Origin of the sequence: Desulfoluna butyratoxydans (assembly GCF_900699765.1) — a bacterium.
Taxonomy (GTDB): domain Bacteria; phylum Desulfobacterota; class Desulfobacteria; order Desulfobacterales; family Desulfolunaceae; genus Desulfoluna; species Desulfoluna butyratoxydans.
Window position 1 is genome coordinate 504,114 of sequence record NZ_CAADHO010000001.1, and the last position, 17,963, is coordinate 522,076.

A 17,963-nucleotide genomic window follows, 5' to 3' on the forward strand; every position below is an offset into this window, starting at 1 on the left:
GTGCGGGGCGCCTTGGGTCCTGAAGGTGATCGCGTGGTGCGATCACCTGGTTTGGTCTATCCCAAAGCAGCCTTCAGATCATCCTCAACGGTGCCCGTGGGGGCGATGTTGAAGTTCTCCACCAGTACGTTGAGCACATTGGGGGAGATAAAGGCCGGCAGGGAGGGCCCCAGTTTGATGTCCTTGATCCCCAGGTGAAGCAGGGAGAGCAGGATGACGCAGGCCTTCTGCTCGTACCAGGAGAGGATAAAGGAGAGGGGCAGGTCGTTGACCCCGCAGTCAAAGGCCTCGGCCAAGGCCATGGCGATGCGCACGGCAGAGTAGGCGTCGTTGCACTGGCCCACGTCCAGGAGCCTGGGGATGCCGCCGATGTCGCCGAGTTTCTTGTCAAAGAAGCGGAACTTGCCGCAGGCCAGGGTCAGCACCACACAGTCCTGGGGGATCTGCTCCACCATCTCGGTGTAGTAGTTTCGACCCGGCTTGGCGCCGTCACAGCCGCCCACCAGGAAGAAGTGACGGATGGCCCCGCCCTTCACCGCGTCGATGATCTTGTCGGCCACGCCGAGGACGGCGTTTCTGGCAAACCCGACCATGACGGTGTCCTTGTCGGTGTCCGCCGGGAACCCTTCGCTGGCCAGGGCCTTTTCAATCACCGGGGTAAAGTCCTTGCTGTCGCCGATGTGGGACACGCCGGGCCATCCCACCAGTCCGGTGGTGAAGATGCGGTCGTTGTAGGTCTCCTTGGGCTTCTGGATGCAGTTGGTGGTCATGAGGATGGCGCCGGGGAAGGCGTCGAACTCCTTGGCCTGGTTCTGCCATGCCGTGCCGTAGTGACCGTAGAAGTGGTCGTATTTCTTAAGCTCCGGGTACCCGTGGCAGGGAAGCATCTCGCCGTGGGTGTAGATGTTGATGCCCTTGCCTTCGGTCTGCTTGAGCAGAATCTCCAGGTCCTTGAGGTCGTGGCCGGAGACGAGGATCGCCTTGCCCGCCTTGGCGCCCAGGGGCACCTCCGTGGGGACGGGGTGGCCGTAGGTGCCGGTGTTGCCCGCGTCCAGCAGCTCCATGGCGCGGATGTTCACCTCACCGCACTTGAGGCAGAGCCCCACCAGGTCGTTGACCCCCAGGGTGCTGTCCAGGGTGGCTGCCAGGGCTTCGTAGACAAAGGCGAAGACCGCGGGGTCCTTCTGACCGAGGATGGCCGCGTGGTCTGCGTAAGCTGCAAGGCCCTTGATGCCGTACACGAGGAGCTCCCTCAAAGAGCGGATGTCTTCATCCAGGGTCGGGTCCGCATTGATCCCTACGCCTTCGCCCAGGGCCACCAGCTCGGCCTGGCTCTTGCCGGCACAGGTGCAGGAAGCGCCTTCGAGGCTGAGGCTGGTCTTCTCTTTCAGGGCCTTGGTGTATGCCTCGCACTCGGCGATGAGCTCCACAAAACGGGCCGGGTCGAAATCCACGTTGGTGAGGGTGGAAAAAACGGCCTCACAGGTGAAAAGGTCCATCTTCTCATCCCGGTGGCCCATCTCGGCTGCCTTCACCGCGTAAAGGGAGAGGCCTTTAAGGGCGTGGATCAAAAGGTCCTGCAGGGCTGCAACCTCAGGCTGTTTTCCGCAGACGCCAATCTTGGTGCACCCGGTTCCCTTAGCCGTTTGCTCACACTGAAAACAAAACATGGTGGTCTCCTCGCTCATTTTTTTATGGTTGTTGTCTCTATCGGACCCGAGTCATGCCCGCCGGCATTTTTACCTTCACCAGGCGTCTGGGTCATTGTTGGTTCGTGTGTGCCGAAAAAGCCGTTTTGTCGGTAAAGGGGCTTTCTCCGTCGTGATCTCAACCTACCCCACGACCCGGCCCCGTGCCTTGACTTAGGTCAAGGAGCGTGCAAAAACAGAAAAAATCGTGTCACTATTTAAACCAGGTCCGACAGCACGTGGGCCCTTCACCGCACAAGAGATGTATGCCCATGTCCCGACCCATCCCAGACATCCTCGCCTCGGTTCCCCTGTTCAGCGGACTGGAACCCCACGACCTGGACCTCCTGGCCGGCCTGGCCATTCAGAAGCAGTACCGGAAAGGCGAACTCATCTTCTCCGACGGAGACCCCGGAGACGGGTTCTACATCGTGGCCGACGGCCAGGTGAAGGTGTTCAAAGCCTCGGCCGAGGGCAAGGAGCAGATCCTCCATGTCTTCGGTCCGGGTGAGCCCATCGGCGAGGTGGCTGTCTTTGCAGGCATCCCCTTTCCGGCCTCTGCGGCCACCCTGGCCAAGACCACCCTGCTCTTCTTCCCCAGGGAGGCCTTCATCCGCCTCATCGCCAAAGAACCGGCCCTGGCCATGAAGCTCCTGGCTGTCTTGTCCATGCGCCTCAAGCAGTTCACCGTCCAGGTGGAAAACCTCTCCCTCAAGGAGGTACCGGGACGCATTGCCTCCCACCTGCTTTTCCTTGCCGGAGAACAGAACAACCGGGAGAAAGTGACCCTCACCATATCCAAAGGCCAGCTGGCAAGCCTTCTGGGCACCATCCCCGAAACCCTCTCCCGAATCCAGGCCAAGATGGCCTCCGAGGGACTCATCCGGGTTTCCGGACGCGAGATCACTATTCTGGACGTGGAGCGCCTGGAAGACCTGGCGGAAAACGGCAAGCTGTAGCCAGGGGCCACGGTCTCTTTCTTTCCAGGGCGATGCCCGGGCCGAACGTCTCCTCCCTTGACGTTTCTCACGCACGATCCGTGCCACACAGAAAGGGCGGTCCCGCACGCGGCACCGCCCTTGTGTCTCCGACTTACCCTGCTATCAAAGGGGACCGGTGCTCATCACAGGACTCAACGGTTCGATCTTGTTTTCCTTCATACGAAAATCATACAGGTCTTCCATGTCCTTGTAGACCTGGAAAATCTGGAAAAACCCATGCCAGTGGGCATAATCCGGCCCGCCCATGGCTGCGCCGTGACGCGCCCTTCTACCCGTGTGGTGCCAGAGGTAGTACATCAGCTCCTGGAACCCGTCTTTCCAGGGATCGTCCTTCAGGAGTCCCTTGGCCTGGAGCCCCTCTTTCATGGCCACGGCCTTGTCCCAGTAGAAGTTGTACAGCTCCACCGTGCTGTCCAGGGTGTCCCGCTGGGCCTTGATATGGCTGGCCCCGTGGCAGTTGGCGCACACCTTCTTCATGAGCTCCTCGCCCTTTTTGCCGTCCCCCCGCACACCGCTCCGGATCTCGCTTCGCGCATGGACCAGGTCCCACTTGAGCCGCTCGTTGATGTTGTGGGTGGTGGCAAGCTCGCCGATGCCGCTCATGTGGCAGGTGGCGCAGGTTGGGGCGGTGTAGTCCCCGGGCTCCCAGGTGTCCGGGGCGCTGTCCCACTCCCACTCTTCCCCGTGGGTAAGGAACATCTGCCCGTGCTTGCTCTCGATATAGATCTCGATGTTGGGATGGTCCGGCCCCAGGTGGCAGCTGGCGCACGCCTCGGGCTTTCTGGCCTCGGCAATGGAGAACTGGTGACGGGTGTGGCACACCGTGCAGTTGCCGATGGTGCCGTCCGGGTACCGGGTCCCCACACCGCCGGGCCAGGTCTCTTTGATGGGCTTGTTGTCGGGCCCCACCTCCACCTGGGTGCCGTGACACATCTGGCAGCCGCTGGACCGTGCGGCCCGGTTGGAAAAGGAACCCAGGGGGTTGCCGATGAACTCAGCCCCTTCGTAGTGGTACATCAACTTCAGGAATTTCTCGTTTTCCACCACCGGAGCCGCCGCCAGCTCCGCGTGGCCGCTCTTCTGGAACTGCTCCACCTCCACGGGATGGCACCGGCTGCAGGTCCCGGAGGAGACCATGGGGGAAATAAAGGTGTCCGTCCCTTTGAGCCCCTCGCACTGGGAGGCCATGGGCGAACGCTTGGTCACGGTGTGGCAGTCGTAACACGAGACCCCGGCATGGGCCATCTTCCCCAGCTTCCACCCTTCCACCACCCCGGGGGTCTTGGCCGCGTGGCATTCGATGCATGCCAGGGCTTCCTGGCTGTATCCCCGCACGATCCTGAACTCCTTGGTCGCCAGGTCCGGATACCCGGTCTCCGCAGCCCCGTGGGCCACCACCCCCGTCAGAAAAGCAATCACCCACAACAAAACCCGTCTGCCTGAATTCAACATGAACACCTCCTCCCATTGCTTGGGTTTGCATAATAAAGCGCTGTATGATCCATGCGGAGCCAGCCGCAGGGGGTTGGTCGCCCCTTGCGGTCAACACGGGATGCCTCTCCGCCCGGGAAAGGGCCGGAAAGGACATATAAAAAAAGCCACCGACGGTGCGGTGGCTTTACATGGCTTTGCCCTGGGAAAAATAGCGTTCCACCATATCCAGCATGTCCTTGTGCCCCACATGGGGATGGCACTGGGTGCATGTCTTCTGGGTCTCGCCGCGGAGCTTGGCCCGGTGGGCCAGAAAGCCCCCACGCCCCATCCCCGGCGGTGTCAGGTCCATGTGGCAGGACCTGCAGGCGCTGTCAAAGGTGAAGGACTGCCGATGGGCTTCGGCGTTGGCGGCCCAGTCGTAGGTGTAGGGATCGATGAACAGGTTGTGGTAATAATCGCTGGCGCCGGTTTTGGCCTTGACGATGAGGTATTCAAGATAACTGTCGTGGGGCAGGTGGCAATCCACGCACTGGGCAACCACGCCCCGGGGGTTGGATCCGCCGTGGGGGGACGCGCGCCAGGCATCCCGGAAGGGATTCATGTAATGACACCGGACGCAGAAGGTGTCGGTGTTGGTGGACTCGATCATAAACCCTGAGGCAAGCACCAGAAGCACCGTTGCCACAATGCCGAAACCTGCTCCCCACCCCAGGATTTTTAAGGGGGTCTTTCCCGTGAGCCACGCGGGTCGGGTCATACCGTGCCTCCTTCATGCAAGTCACCGGAAACGCCGTCGCCCGTGATTCGGACGACACGGCCGGTCTCGTCGTGGATTCAAATAAAACGGCGGACGCATCAAGAACACCGGAAGGCGACGCCGCTTAAAAAACGTCACCACCGGCACAAGCAGAAAAACCGGTACCGATTGCAGGGAGTAACACGCCGGAGGAGTGTGGCGGACTATCGCAGGAGGAGGAAGAAGGGGCGTTGGCAGCCGGTTGAGGCATGATTGATAATCATTCTGGAAATTTATCCTTTTTGCGACTTTTTTTCAAGGAGAAGTTATCCTGTCACGATTCGGATTGCTGTCTCCCCAGGCAGCATTGCCCCCGAGGTACACCTGAATCGTTGCGTCGTGGTTTTTCAACCACGGCAAGCCGCAAAAAAAAACACCTGCCCCCCTTCATGTGTCATGTAAAGGGAGCAGGTGCCTTGAAATCCTGATATCCGGGGGTTCACCCTCAGCGGGTCGACGGCGCCCCGGAAGCCGTCACTTACTTGCCGTTGGCAAGGAGACGCCCGGAAAGAAGCTTGATGTGCTTCATCTCTTCTTTGATGATGTCGTCGATGCGGGCTTTGCCGCGGTTTCCGGCGACCAGGTCCTTCATGCCGAGGTAAAAGACGATGGAGTCTTTTTCCGCGGTGATGGCACCTTTGAGGATGCCCTCCATGGAGGAGAGGTCCATGGCCTTGTCGTAGAACACGCGGGTGTCGGCAAGGGCCTTGAGGTACTGAGCCGCTTCCCCTTCGGGATCAAAGGTCACATCGGCCTTGTCGTCGGCGCTCAGCTCTTTTCGCAGGCCGGCAAAGGTCACTTCGTGGTCGTCTTCCATGGCGGCCAGTTCAACGAGGAAATCCTTATCATCTGCGTTGGTTACCGCCTCGGCTGCATCGCGGTAGTATTTGGCTCCGTTGCGTTCAATCTGCTCTGCCATCTCGAAAATTTCGTCTGCATTAAAACCCAGGCCCATCTCTCTTCTCCTTAAAGAATGGTAAATGATCACGTGTCGAAAGCGAAGAACCGATTCGCCTTCAAACCGATTAGACGTCTGCTGCATCTCCGGCTTTGCCTGATGCCATTGAGTCCCCTGCGGCACTGACAATCTCATGCCGCCAGGCCCCGGAGCCGGATATTCTTGTGCTTCACTTCAAGGGGCAATTGTTTCAAGATTCGTGCCACCCGATGGGTGCGGCGTCGCGGCACGAACCGTCCCGGAAAAAAACGGGGCATCCAAAGCCCCTAATAATCCGCCAGTTAGCCGCCTCTGTTTCAGACACATATATAATTCCTAACCAGAACAAGTCAAGTCAGTGCGCCATTTTTCGCGTTTCAGTGTTCCCAAGGAGGGCACCAAAGGCGACGCCCTGGCCTGATCATGAGCCATGGCCTCTGTTCCATCCATTAGAAAAATGAGACATTCCAACCGACCGCCGTTCCCCAAGAAGGCCGCCCTCATCGCTGCGCCGCCCCGGGCACCCAGCCAGGGTGCCCCTTTAACCCGTACGAAATGCACTAAAAAAAACAAGCGCCACATGTGCAGCACGGCCTGTCTCAAAAGCGACTCGAGACAGTAGCGTCTCCGGACCGCATGGCTCGCGACACCCCATCCCTTCGAGATTGCAGCAAAAAAAAGCATTTTCCCTTTGCACCCCATGGTATTAAGCCGTATGATTCCCCTGTTGGACAGACGAATCGACCGCTATCCATATTATGATCCCATCCGCGCACCCAACGGTGTGGTTGCTTTTGACCGACCCCAGTTACCGCGACCGGGCCCCTGCCTGCGCTCATTTTTGGCACATGTTTTGCTTTTCTTTCTGGCATTCGGTTCGCCGACCCGTTTCGTCCCTAGTTTGAATGCAGAGGCCCGCACCGTTGACACCGCCGGGCCCACCCAACAATGAACGATGGTTTAAGAGCCACTTTCGCTTAAGGAGGCACCCATGAACACCACCCAACATTGTCCCGGGCACGAGCCCTTTAAAAGCATTCAACCCATTGAAGTAACCTGCAAAAAATGCGGGACCGTCAATGAGGTTTTCTCGGACGAAGTGGAGAAGACCCATACGTGCCGTTCCTGCAAAGAGATCCTGGATGTAAAAAACACCGCAGGTTAACATGCACACAAGGACATACCGACACGCGACGGCTTCGCATGGCCCCCTTTGGCAAGGCATTCGAAGCCGTCCGTGCGGAGGCGACGTACACACCACTTAATTTACTATAAAGATTTATCTTGACCTGGACCCGGCTGTAAGGAGGAATTCATGGATGTCGTTATGCTCTCCCGTCTGCAGTTCGCCGCTGCGACCATGTTCCATTTTCTTTTTGTCCCATTGACCCTGGGGCTCTCCGTTCTGGTGGCCATCATGGAGACCCGCTATGCGAAAACAGGGGATGAGACCTGGCTTCGCATGACCAAATTCTTTGGCAAACTCTTTCTCATCAACGTGGCATTAGGGGTGGTCACCGGCATCACCCTGGAGTTTCAGTTCGGCACCAACTGGTCCCGATACTCCGAATACGTAGGGGACGTCTTCGGCTCCCTGCTCGCCATTGAAGCCACCGCCGCCTTTTTCCTGGAATCCACCTTCATCGGTATCTGGATCTTCGGCTGGAAAAAGCTCTCGGCCAAAGCCCACGCCACGGTCATGTGGCTGGTGGCCCTGGCCGGCTCCCTCTCCTCGGTGTGGATCCTCATTGCCAACGCCTGGATGCAGAACCCCGTGGGCTACACCATCCGCAACGGCCGCGCCGAACTCACCGACTTCATGGCGGTCATCACCCAGAAGTATGCCTTGCTGGAGATCTCCCACACCCTGTCGGCCGCTTACATGTACAGCGCCTTCGTTGTCATGGGCATCAGCGCCTGGCACCTTCTTAAGAAGCAGAACGTGGAGCTCTTCACCCGGGCCTTTCGCCTCGGCCTGATCTTCGGGGTTGTCTCCGCTATCGTGGTGGCCGTCTCCGGCGACATGCACGGGGTCAACGTCACCAACACCCAGCCCGCCAAACTGGCTGCCATGGAATCCCACTGGGAGACCACCACCCGGGCTCCCTCCTTTATCCTGGCCATTCCCGATGAAAAGAACGAACGGAACCTCATCGAATTCGGCCGCATCCCAGGCCTCCTGAGCTTCCTGGGCAAGCACGATTTCAACGCCGAAATCATCGGCCTCAAGGACATCCCCAAAGACGAACGGCCCCCGGTCCTCATCACCTCCCTGGCCTTCCGCACCATGGTGGGCAGCGCCACCCTGCTGATCTTTCTCACGGTGTGGGCCTTTGTCAAACGCAACAAGCTCCTTGAAAGTCGCAGGCTCCTCACCGCCATGGTCCTTGCCATCCCGCTGCCGCTGCTCACCATCGAAGCCGGATGGGTCCTTACCGAGGTGGGACGGCAGCCCTGGATCGTTTACGGCCTCATGAAGACCTCCCAGGCAGCATCGCCGGTGGTCTCGTCCCAGGTCCTGGCGAGCCTCATCGGATTTATCGTGGTGTACAGCCTCCTGGGCTTCGTGGGCTTCTGGCTCATGATCAAGCACGCCAAAACCGGTCCGGCGCCTGCACAGGAAACCGTCGCTTAAGCTGAACACGCAGCACTCATCTTCTGAATTGAATTAGGGAGGACATATTCATGGTTTTGCAGTCAACGTGGTTTTTTCTCTGGGGGCTCCTCTGGGCCATCTTTTTTATCACCGACGGGTTTGACTTCGGGGTGGGCACCCTCTACCCCTTCCTCGGCAAGAGCGAAACGGACAAACGCACCATGGTGGCCGCCATCGGCCCTTTGTGGGACGGCAACGAGGTGTGGCTCCTCACCGCAGGGGGCGTCACCTTCGCCGCTTTTCCCACGGTGTACGCCGTGATGTTCTCGGCCCTGTACACGCCCCTGATGCTCATCCTGTTTGCCCTGATCATCCGCGGCGTCTCCTTTGAGTTCCGGGACCAGATCGTCAGCCCGGTCTGGACAAAGGTCTGGGACACCACCATCTTCATCGGCAGCTTTGTGCCCGCCCTCCTCTTCGGGGTGGCCTTTGCCAACATCTTCATGGGGATCCCCTTCAACGGCGAGGGCGTGTACGAAGGCAACCTCTTTACCCTGTTGAATCCCTACGGCCTGGCAGGGGGCGTGCTCTTTGTCCTCCTCTTCACCCTCCACGGGGCCCTGTGGCTCTGCATCCGCACCGAAGGGGACCTCCAGGCACGCACCATCCGCACGGCACGGATCCTCTGGCCCATCCTCCTGGTGGCCGCCGTCACCTTCCTGGGCGCCAGCTGGTTTGCAACGGACCTCTACGGCAACTACCTTGCCCAGCCCGCGCTCTTTGTGATCATCGCCATCACCGTGGCGGCCCTTGCGGCCATCCGGTTCTTCATCGCCAAAGAAGCCTGGTTCAAGGCGTGGTTCGCCTCCTGCACCACCATCTTCGGCGCCACCTTCTACGGGATTGTCGGTCTCTTTCCCAACCTCTTTCCCTCCAGCCTGGATGCGGCCTTCAGCCTCACGGCCTTCAACGCCTCATCCAGCCCCCTGACCCTGAAGATCATGCTCACCGTGGTGCTCATCTTCATCCCCCTGGTCATCGCCTACCAGGTCTGGGCCTACAGCGTCTTCAGCCACAAGGTCACCGAGGAGGATTTTTACGCCCACTAAGGCCGAAACACATTCCGTTGAAAACGCCATAATAAAAAAGCCCTGCACGCGTGCAGGGCTTTTTTTGCAGGGCTGACGCATTTAGATGTTTGCCTCCGGCGGCCCTGCCGGGGGCCAAACTTTTGAAACGTTTGGTAAACAGATCTTGCTCACTTATCCAGAAACCTTCGCGAATGCCCTCACCCTGAGGAACGAAGGGAGAGGGCATTCGCAACCTGGGGTCCAGGGGTGGCGAAGCCACTTAGGCTAAAAATCCCCTGGCCGCCGGAGGCAGGCTTTTCTTGCCCACTTTAACCATAGAAGGCACGCTTTTTTGGTTGCAGTTGCCCTTCTCTGTGCTATGAGCCGTAGGTGCCGTCAACTGACCCGGCACCACAGGTGCTGCCAATCCCGAGCCAGCTGAACCAGGAGAGACCATGGACGCCTTGCAGAACCGATTCACCGCCATCCGCAACGCCCTTGAGGCCACCATCTGCACGGTACAGGGGGTGGAGATCATCGAAAAAGCCCTCATGACCCTGGCCGGCCACCCCGAGGTGCTGCGTCTCGCCCCGGAAGCCGAAACCTGGCGCAACCACCTTGCCGCCGCCCGGGTCGACGGAGACACCGAAGAGCAGGAGTATGCCCTGCTGGAGCTCTACCGCACCCTCCACACCGCAGGAGCCGGATACACCGAAGAGGAAAAAAAGCAGCTGGATGAGCAAAAGGGCCTCCACGGCCTCTCCGGGGGCCTCCTGCCCCTGCTCATGACAAAGGAGCTTGTCTCCCCGGACACATGCATGGCCGATCTGGGCGCCGGAAACGGCCTCCAGGGTCTCCTCCTCCAGTGCCTTTGCCCCCACCGCCACACCCTGCAGGTGGAACTCTCCAAAGGGCACCTGAACGCCGGGCGTCTTTTCCAGCGGATCCTGGGTATTGCCGACCACCGCGTCTCCTGGCGCCACGGGGACCTCTTTGCCACCGATCTTTCCGGCGTTACCCTCCTTTACCTCTACCGCCCGGTGAGGCCTTCGGAGACGACCCTTCCCCTGTACCGAAAACTGGCGGCCACAATAGGTGCCATGGACCGCCCCATCCACCTTGTGAGCGTGGCCGATTGCCTCACCCCTCACCTGGATCCCCCGGTGTCTCCCCTTTACGACGACGGCTTTGTCACCATCACGGCCGTTGAGCCGCGGGCATCCCTAACGAAATGAATCAATTGTTGATTTTTTCATTTGAACGGCGTTTAATAGACCAAATGCAATTCATCCCATTCCTCAGCCGCCAGGGCCACACACCGCCACCGGAGCCTCCCCCCCGCCCATGACATGCCGTGCACACGCGACATGAAAGGAACCGGCTCCCTGTGTCATCCCCGTGCAACACCCGGCGTCGGCCCTTTCAGGGCGATCTTCGGACCTTTCCCGCGTGGGCACCCCACCAACCCAAAATCAGGAGAATGTAGCCATGCGCAGATGGTCCGTTATTCCTTTTTTGGTCATCGTGCTTTTGCTCCCCTTTCTTTTCGGGGGCTGCGACGAGGACATCAAGTACTACCAGTGGAACCTTGTGCAGCTTGAACCCGAGGGAGACGTGGAGTATGTGTGCGGAAACGGGTCCCCTTACAAATTCTTCGTCAACCCGTCTTTGACCAGTGACAATGTGCTTATCTATTTTGAGGCCGGCGGGGCCTGCTGGGACTACCCCAGCTGCTCGGGACAAAGCGGAATCCGGGGTGCGGCCAACCCCAACGGCATCCCCGACGACTACATGGACGGATTCTCCATCCCCGCCATCATGTCGCCCTTTATCTTTCGCGCCCACCCCTGGGAGCGTGTGGACACCCAGGGCTGGACCATCATTTTTGTCCCCTACTGCACCGGGGACATCTTCATCGGCAACAACACCACCACCTACGAATCCGAGGATTCCGATGAAAGCCTGGAGTGGCACCACAACGGCTACACCAACACCCAGGGAATTCTCAACTGGATGACCAAGGGGCCCTTCAAGGACCACTTCGACTCCATTCCCAAGCTCATGGTCAGCGGATGCAGCGCCGGAGGCGCCGGCTCCATCCTCAACTACCACTTCATCCGCAAAGGCCTGGGCGATCGTGTGGGCGAGGCCATCCTCCTCAACGACTCCGGTCCCATCTACTCCACGGCCGAAGACTCTCCCCAGTTCTCGTTGCCCCTGCACACCAAGATCCGCAGTGCCTGGAACGTGGACAGCGTCATCGACATCCTGGGCCAGGACATCCCCGGTGATTTCGACGCCGATGACTACGGCAGCTTAAGCGTGGCCCTGTCTCGCCAGTACCCCGCCGACAAGCTGGCGCACACCCAGTTCACCATGGACGGCAACTACTCGGGCTACTCGTACGAGCGGTTCTACGACTTCCCGCCCAAAGAAGAGATCCACGCCATGTGGGCCGCGGATCAGGGCTATCTCATGGCCATGTACGACGACCTTTACGCAGAAAACGGCAACATCGGCTATTTCGTCCCCTACTACCGCCCCTTCAACGACAGCCACTGCTCCTGCATCCTCTCCTTTGACGACACCGACATCACCGGCACGGGCATGAACGTGGGAGACTACGCCGACCGCCTCATCAACAACGGGGCCGGCATGGCCGCCATGCAGTACTACGAAGAGCCCACCGAGGAAGAGCTCAACAGGCCCTACCCCCTCTGGGACCTCCTTGACCTGCTCATGGGCGCTCTGTAAGGCACGGAACAGACAGACAACGTAACGATTTACCTCAGGCCCCCGGCAACCCTGCCGGGGGCCTGCTTTTTCCCTGGGCCCTCTTGTCCCTGTGGTTCCTTCGGCCCTTACCCGTTGGCCTGCTTGGTTTCGATCCGCTCCAGGGCCCGGGCCTCCCGCTCCGGAATGGCCTCCAGCCGTTTCTTGAACTGCTCCAGCAAAAATTGATGCTGGGCCAGGTCCCGCTGGCTCATCTCCCATTTATGCTCCTTTAAAATCCACTCCAGCATGGCGATGCTGTCCCGTGTCAGAACGGCCTGCTCGTCGTAATAGCTGTGGACCTCGTCCTCGGAGGCGATGTTGGCGCTGATGCGTCCGAAGAGTTCGTTGCGGGACTTTTTCTCCTCCTCCCGTTGCCAGCGTTCCTCCTCGGTCTGGGGCGGGATGGCCAGGTTGTCGGGAAGGCTTGTCCGCATGCGGTCCATGTCCGGCATAAAGGGCTCCTGCTGTTCAGCTTCCCGGGCCACCGGTTTCACGCCGGTTTCACCGCTTTGGGCCTCGGCCGCACTGCCCTGTTCACCGGCCACCGTCTCTTCAAGGGCCGCTGTATCCATCCCACGTTCCGGGACATCCCCTCTGCCCACGACCATCCGGGCCCCCAAGGTCAAAAGAACCCCTGCCACCAACCCCACTGCCACCCAGCCGATACGCGCCATGTTGCCTCCTGTCGTTGTGGTCCGGTTCGCGCCCCTTTGTTTCGTGATCCGTGTGCACGCCAGAACCATCAGATTGGCAGCCACGGCAGCACCGATGCCCAGGGCCAGGGTCCAGAAAAAAAATCGCCTGGGCATCAGGTAATAGGAGACATCCAAAGGGGTGTTGAGCCAGAGTTGATTGGAAAAAAGAAGCGGGTGAAACAGGTCCCGCCAGAAGGTGGAAAAAAACGGAAAGATCCCCGTAAGCAAAGGAAACAGAGCAAGGTTGACCAGGGCACTGCCCCTGAGCAAAGACGGGGTCGCGGCAAAGGCAAGGCAGGCAAGGGCCGCTGCCGCGACCACCGCAGCAAGGTCCAGCCGGTCCCGGGCTTCTGCCAGGTGACGGCGCTCTTTGGCCGTCCATGCCCCATGGGCAAGGGCCCCGCCATGGGAGAGAAAAGAGGTAAGCTCCCGGACCAGAACCCTGGGCGGACCGGTTTTCAGACGCCCGCAACGGCCATGGATCCCGCAGGCGGCATCGTACCAGAACGGCGTGTAGACAACCGCCGCCAGGGGAACCCAGAAGGTAAGGTAAAACAGAGAGACACCGGTAAGCAAAGCCCGAGCACGCGCCATACCCCTCCTTTCATCCGCTTAACGCACCGGTATCATAGCCCCTTACAGCCTGTTTGTCGAGGCCGTATCACGGAGCCTTCTTCCAGAAACGCTTCACGATAAAAGGAATCGTACCCACAGCACACAAAAGGAGAAATCCCCCCACAAAGGGCGCGGTAATCCGCCCCTGGAGAAGGTCCAGCAGGGAGCTGGAAAAGAGAATAAAGGCAAGGGTGGCGGGAAACATGCAGACAACGGTGGCCGCCACGTAGTGGGAGAGTCGCACCCGGGTCAGCCCGAATGCGTAGTTAAGGAGAACAAAGGGAAACACCGGCACCAGACGGGTAAAGGCCACCACCTTCCACCCCTCCTCGGCCACCTTGCGGTCCAGGCGCTCCAGGCCGGTGCCCGCCACCTTCCCGCGCACCCAGTCCCCTGCCAGGTAGCGGGACACAAGAAAAGCCAGGGTGGCACCGCCTGTGGCACCCACCATGGTGCAGGCCAGCCCCATGACCGGACCAAAAAGAAGCCCTGCGGCAAGGGTGAGGGGACTTGCCGGAAGAAGCAGGCAGGGCCCGATGCAGTAGAGGGCCGCAAAGATAAGGGGCGCGGCAAGGCCGTAGCCTTCCACCCACTGCCTCACCGCCTCCGGGGCCAGAGAATCCGTGAAGCCTGAGATTTTCAAAGCGGCTGCCATGCCGATGAGGGCCATGAGGATCAACCCCTTGACCCACCATGCCCCCTTTGAGCCGCCGCCCATGGAGACGTGCCGCTCACGGGTCACCGCAGGCTCCGAAATCTTTTTCACCCGCCTTTTAAGGCCCAGGCGGTGAAGATAGGTCAGAGGGCTCCCGGTGGCTTTGGGAATCGTGTTGCCGTCATTAAAAAACAAATCCAGAAGATGCCGGGCTCCTCCCCGGCCGCCGAGACGCGAGGCGCACCCCGAGCAGTAGGTGAGGACCGCCTCTCCGGCCCGATCCCCTTGGATCCTCTGCCGCCAGGCCTCGGCATGGCCGGGACAGACCGCCCCCACAGCGCCCCCCTCCCCGCAGCAGAGGGTCCGCCTGCCGCTGCGGGCGGACTCCACCAGGGACACCCCGCTTCGCAGGGCCAGCTCCCGGGTCGCCCCGTGGATCCCCTCTTCAAACCGCACCGCACAGGGGTCGTGCATCCTCAACGCCCCGCTTACAGGTGTTGGGACAAGGTCCGCGTCCCCTGCCATGAGCTCATAGACGCTCTGGGTCTCAAGGCCCGAGCCGTACTGATGGAAGACCTTGAAGCAGTTGGGGCAAGCCACCACCACGCGGCGCACGCCCCGGTCCAGAAGCCAGCGATGCAGCTCCCCGAAGGCGTTCTCAAAGGCCCCCTGCCGCCCCAGGTCATGGGAGGGCTTGGTGCAGCAGTCCAGAACCAGGCCCGCCTGGGGGACCTGTTCCCTGATGTACTGCCAGACGCGAAAGGTCTTGTGGGACCGCGTTCCCGACAGGCCGCACCCCGGAAAAAAGATCGTATCGCACCCTTCGGGCAGATGGGCCCAGGTAAACCGTCTGGACACCCCCCGGGCCTCGTAGGCAAGCAGGCGCGTGTAAGGCGACAGATCCACCTTGCCGCTCTCCGCCGCTTCCCGCCGCAAGGCAAGAAAAAAGGCCGCGGGATCCGCCCCTTCGGGACAGACCGCCGTGCAGAGCCCGCACAGAGAGCAGAGAAACGCCAGGCGAAGGGCCTCCTCCGGCCTGGTCTCCAACAGCTCCCGAATCTCCAGGGGGCTTCCGTGCTCTTTCAAAAAAGCGCACCCCACCCGGCACTTGCCGCAGCCGGTGCACCGGGGAAGAATGGATTGGGAAGGGTCGGAAAAGGATCGCAGGCTTCCTGTTTTCACGAGAATGGTCTCTCCTGTCATGGTAAGGGAAATTCAGGCGTAAACGGTAGAATGGTGTGGCCGCCCCCCCGATGTCAAAATGATAATATCAATGACATCAGCGCCAGCCATTGAGAAAAGCAGACGTCTATGGCAAAGCCAGCATTAAAAGCGTGCCTCCGGCGGCGAGGTGAGCCACCTCGAAAGCATATTGCCCTTGCGCTTTGTCCCTCGTTCCTCGGGCCAAAGCGCAAGGGCCTTCGACTCGGGCTTCGCCCGGCATAAACCCTGATGATTTGTGCGGGCTGGATCACAAGTTTCGACGCAACAGGAACCGTTGTTGTTACTTGTCCATGTTTCTGCTTTTCCCCGTTGCCCCGGCGTGCTATCAAAATCAGTATGATGCGACTCTTTCTCCAGCAAGCCTATACAGACGCCGGGTGCGGTGGAAACGGTGCAGGGGTGGCGATTTTCGCCGACGACTTGGACGAGGCCGCCATGCAGGCCCTGGCCCGCAACGTGGGACTCTCGGAAACCGCCTTTGTTTCGGGTCTTTTGAGCAGCTGCCCTGTCATCCGCTATTTTACCCCGGTGGCCGAAGTGGATCTCTGCGGCCACGCCACTGTGGCGGCCTGGACTGTCATGGCCCACCTGGGCCTTGTGCGACCGGGACGACATCGCCAAGGGCTCAGGGAAGGAGAGATCCGCGTGACCCTGGATAACTCCGGGGCGGTGTGGATGGATCAAAAACCCCCTGCCTTCGACCCGATACTTGATCCGGCCCGGGTGGCCCCCATCCTGGGGCTTGCGCCCGAGGAGCTCACCGCAACGGGCCTGCCCATCCAGCCCGTCTCCACAGGCCTCACGGACATCCTGGTCCCCCTGCCCTCACGAAGGCTCCTCGAAGCGGTCATCCCGGACCTCGGGGCCATGGCAGCCTTTAACACCGAAACCGACACCGTGGGGTTCCACCTCTTCTGCATGGAGCCCCGGAACCCCGCCCATACCGCATGCTGCCGGAACTTTGCCCCGGCATACGGCATTGATGAGGAGTCGGCCACCGGAAGCGCCAGCGGAGCCCTGGCCGCCTACCTGTGGATGAACGGTCACCAGCAGGAGCGCTACATCTTCGAGCAGGGACACGCCATGGGCAGCCCGTCCCGCATGGATGTCCTCCTTGCCTGTGATGATACAAGACCCACCGGGGTCACCGTGGGAGGATACGGCGGCACCCCTGTGGAAACGACGGTTCCCCCGCCGACATCGGGTTGACCTTCCGTGGCCGGACAAGGAGCGCCACATTTTTATTGGCGTGATCACAACCATTTGATATAGCTTCATCAGGACAATTGATATCTGATACACCAGACAGGAGATCGCAATGCACCCCCTTTTCGACCCCATGACCATCAACGGCATGACCCTTGCCAACCGCTTTGTCCGGTCCGCCACCTGGGAAGGGATGGCCGGGCCCGACGGCTGCGTTACCCAACGGCTCATCGACTGCATGGCCACCCTGGCCGACGGCGGTGTGGGCCTCATCATCACGGGCCACGCCTTTGTGGAACTCGAAGGCAAGGCAGGCCCGAAACAGTTGGGTATCCACGACGACGCGTTTCTCCCCGGACTCACCAAAATGGTGGAGGCGGTCCACGCCCGCGGCGGTAAAATTGCGGCCCAGCTGGCCCATGCCGGAAGGCGCGCCAACACCGACGAGTCGGGCCGTCCCCCGCGCATCATCTCCGTCACCGGAGCCGAAGAGCCCCCGGTAAAAGAGATGGGCCCCTGCGACTTCAAGCTGGTGGTCACCGCCTTTGCCGAGGCAGCCGTCAGGGCCAAAAAAGCCGGTTTCGACGGGGTGCAGATCCACAGCGCCCACGGCTACCTCCTCAGCCAGTCCCTCTCCCCCCTGGAAAATCGTCGCAGCGACTGGTACGGCGGCTCCGTGGAGCACCGCATGCGATTTCTCCTGGAGGTCACCACCGCCATCCGCGATGCCGTGGGTCCTGACTACCCGGTGCTCATCAAGCTCAACAGCGCCGACCACGTCAAGGGTGGCTTTACCCTGGACGAGGCCTGCGCCGTGGCCGTCCGTCTGGCCCATGAGGGGATCGACGCCATCGAGGTAAGCGGCGGCACCCCGGAAAGCGGGGAGCTTGCCCCCATCCGACCCCGCATCGACGCCCCGGAAAAAGAAGCCTACTTCCGCGATGCAGGCAAAGCCGTCAAGGAGTCGGTGCAGGTCCCCGTGATGCTCGTGGGAGGCGTCCGCTCCCTTGAGACCGCCCTTGCCATGCACGACGAAGGCCGGGCCGACCTCATCAGTCTCTCCCGCCCCCTCATCCGGGAGCCCAACCTCATCGCCCGATGGAAACAGGGAGACACCACCCCCGCCCAGTGCAACTCCTGCTGTCGATGCTTTGTCCCGGCCCGAAGGGGCGACGGCATCCGCTGCATGGCACGGAAAAAAGGGTAAAAAGACGCCCCCGACGGCCCTGCCGGGGGCTAAACCTTTAAAAAGTCCAACAAACAGATCTTAA

14 protein-coding genes are annotated in these 17,963 nt (G+C 60.5%); 8 read left to right on the forward strand and 6 right to left on the reverse strand.

Features of this window, described 5'->3' with window-relative positions:
- Positions 1–56 precede the first annotated feature (56 nt).
- Positions 57–1,670, reverse strand: a complete 1,614-nt coding sequence (gene hcp, locus MSL71_RS02250) for a hydroxylamine reductase (protein WP_180137040.1) — start codon at positions 1,668–1,670, stop codon at positions 57–59.
- A 290-nt stretch (positions 1,671–1,960) separates the two neighbouring features.
- Between hcp and MSL71_RS02255 the strand changes: the two genes are divergently transcribed.
- Positions 1,961–2,647: a Crp/Fnr family transcriptional regulator gene (locus MSL71_RS02255; protein WP_180137041.1), complete on the forward strand. Its 687-nt coding sequence runs from the start codon at positions 1,961–1,963 to the stop codon at positions 2,645–2,647.
- A 144-nt stretch (positions 2,648–2,791) separates the two neighbouring features.
- On the opposite strand, the gene MSL71_RS02260 is transcribed toward MSL71_RS02255, so the two are convergent.
- The 3 genes from MSL71_RS02260 to MSL71_RS02270 all read right to left on the reverse strand — a co-directional run bounded on the left by MSL71_RS02260 (position 2,792) and on the right by MSL71_RS02270 (position 5,874).
- Entirely contained in the window at positions 2,792–4,141 is a 1,350-nt protein-coding gene (locus MSL71_RS02260; protein WP_180137042.1) for a multiheme c-type cytochrome, read from the reverse strand.
- Between the two features lie 166 nt (positions 4,142–4,307).
- Positions 4,308–4,880 carry a cytochrome c3 family protein gene (locus tag MSL71_RS02265; protein WP_180137043.1) on the reverse strand — a complete coding sequence of 191 codons (573 nt, stop codon included), beginning with the start codon at positions 4,878–4,880 and terminating at the stop codon, positions 4,308–4,310.
- 517 nt (positions 4,881–5,397) lie between these two features.
- Positions 5,398–5,874 (reverse strand): ferritin-like domain-containing protein, encoded by a 477-nt coding sequence (locus MSL71_RS02270; protein ID WP_180137044.1) that lies wholly within the window; start codon positions 5,872–5,874, stop codon positions 5,398–5,400.
- Between the two features lie 973 nt (positions 5,875–6,847).
- On the opposite strand from MSL71_RS02270, the gene MSL71_RS02275 reads away from it, so the two are divergent.
- From MSL71_RS02275 to MSL71_RS02295, 5 genes are all read left to right on the forward strand, one after another.
- Positions 6,848–7,021, forward strand: a complete 174-nt coding sequence (locus MSL71_RS02275; RefSeq protein WP_180137045.1) for a hypothetical protein — start codon at positions 6,848–6,850, stop codon at positions 7,019–7,021.
- A gap of 150 nt (positions 7,022–7,171) precedes the next feature.
- Positions 7,172–8,491, forward strand: a complete 1,320-nt coding sequence (locus tag MSL71_RS02280) for a cytochrome ubiquinol oxidase subunit I (RefSeq protein WP_180137046.1) — start codon at positions 7,172–7,174, stop codon at positions 8,489–8,491.
- Between the two features lie 50 nt (positions 8,492–8,541).
- The gene (gene cydB, locus MSL71_RS02285) at positions 8,542–9,561 is read left to right on the forward strand and encodes a cytochrome d ubiquinol oxidase subunit II (RefSeq protein ID WP_180137047.1); all 1,020 of its coding nucleotides are present in this window, start codon (positions 8,542–8,544) and stop codon (positions 9,559–9,561) included.
- A gap of 416 nt (positions 9,562–9,977) precedes the next feature.
- Complete coding sequence (locus MSL71_RS02290; protein WP_180137048.1) at positions 9,978–10,757, forward strand: hypothetical protein; 780 nt, start codon at positions 9,978–9,980, stop codon at positions 10,755–10,757.
- 253 nt (positions 10,758–11,010) lie between these two features.
- Positions 11,011–12,276, forward strand: coding sequence for a pectin acetylesterase-family hydrolase (locus tag MSL71_RS02295; RefSeq protein WP_180137049.1), 1,266 nt, complete (start codon positions 11,011–11,013; stop codon positions 12,274–12,276).
- A 107-nt stretch (positions 12,277–12,383) separates the two neighbouring features.
- Here MSL71_RS02295 and MSL71_RS02300 read toward each other — a convergent pair whose 3' ends face one another.
- The gene (locus MSL71_RS02300; RefSeq protein ID WP_180137050.1) at positions 12,384–13,586 is read right to left on the reverse strand and encodes a hypothetical protein; all 1,203 of its coding nucleotides are present in this window, start codon (positions 13,584–13,586) and stop codon (positions 12,384–12,386) included.
- Between the two features lie 67 nt (positions 13,587–13,653).
- Positions 13,654–15,444: a VTT domain-containing protein gene (locus MSL71_RS02305; RefSeq protein WP_180137051.1), complete on the reverse strand. Its 1,791-nt coding sequence runs from the start codon at positions 15,442–15,444 to the stop codon at positions 13,654–13,656.
- 378 nt (positions 15,445–15,822) lie between these two features.
- Here MSL71_RS02305 and MSL71_RS02310 point away from each other — a divergent pair, with 378 nt between their 5' ends.
- Together MSL71_RS02310 and MSL71_RS02315 are read left to right on the forward strand one after the other, a co-directional pair.
- Positions 15,823–16,695: a PhzF family phenazine biosynthesis protein gene (locus MSL71_RS02310; protein WP_180137052.1), complete on the forward strand. Its 873-nt coding sequence runs from the start codon at positions 15,823–15,825 to the stop codon at positions 16,693–16,695.
- A gap of 109 nt (positions 16,696–16,804) precedes the next feature.
- Positions 16,805–17,899 carry an NADH:flavin oxidoreductase gene (locus MSL71_RS02315; protein ID WP_180137053.1) on the forward strand — a complete coding sequence of 365 codons (1,095 nt, stop codon included), beginning with the start codon at positions 16,805–16,807 and terminating at the stop codon, positions 17,897–17,899.
- The last annotated feature ends 64 nt before the right edge of the window (positions 17,900–17,963 follow it).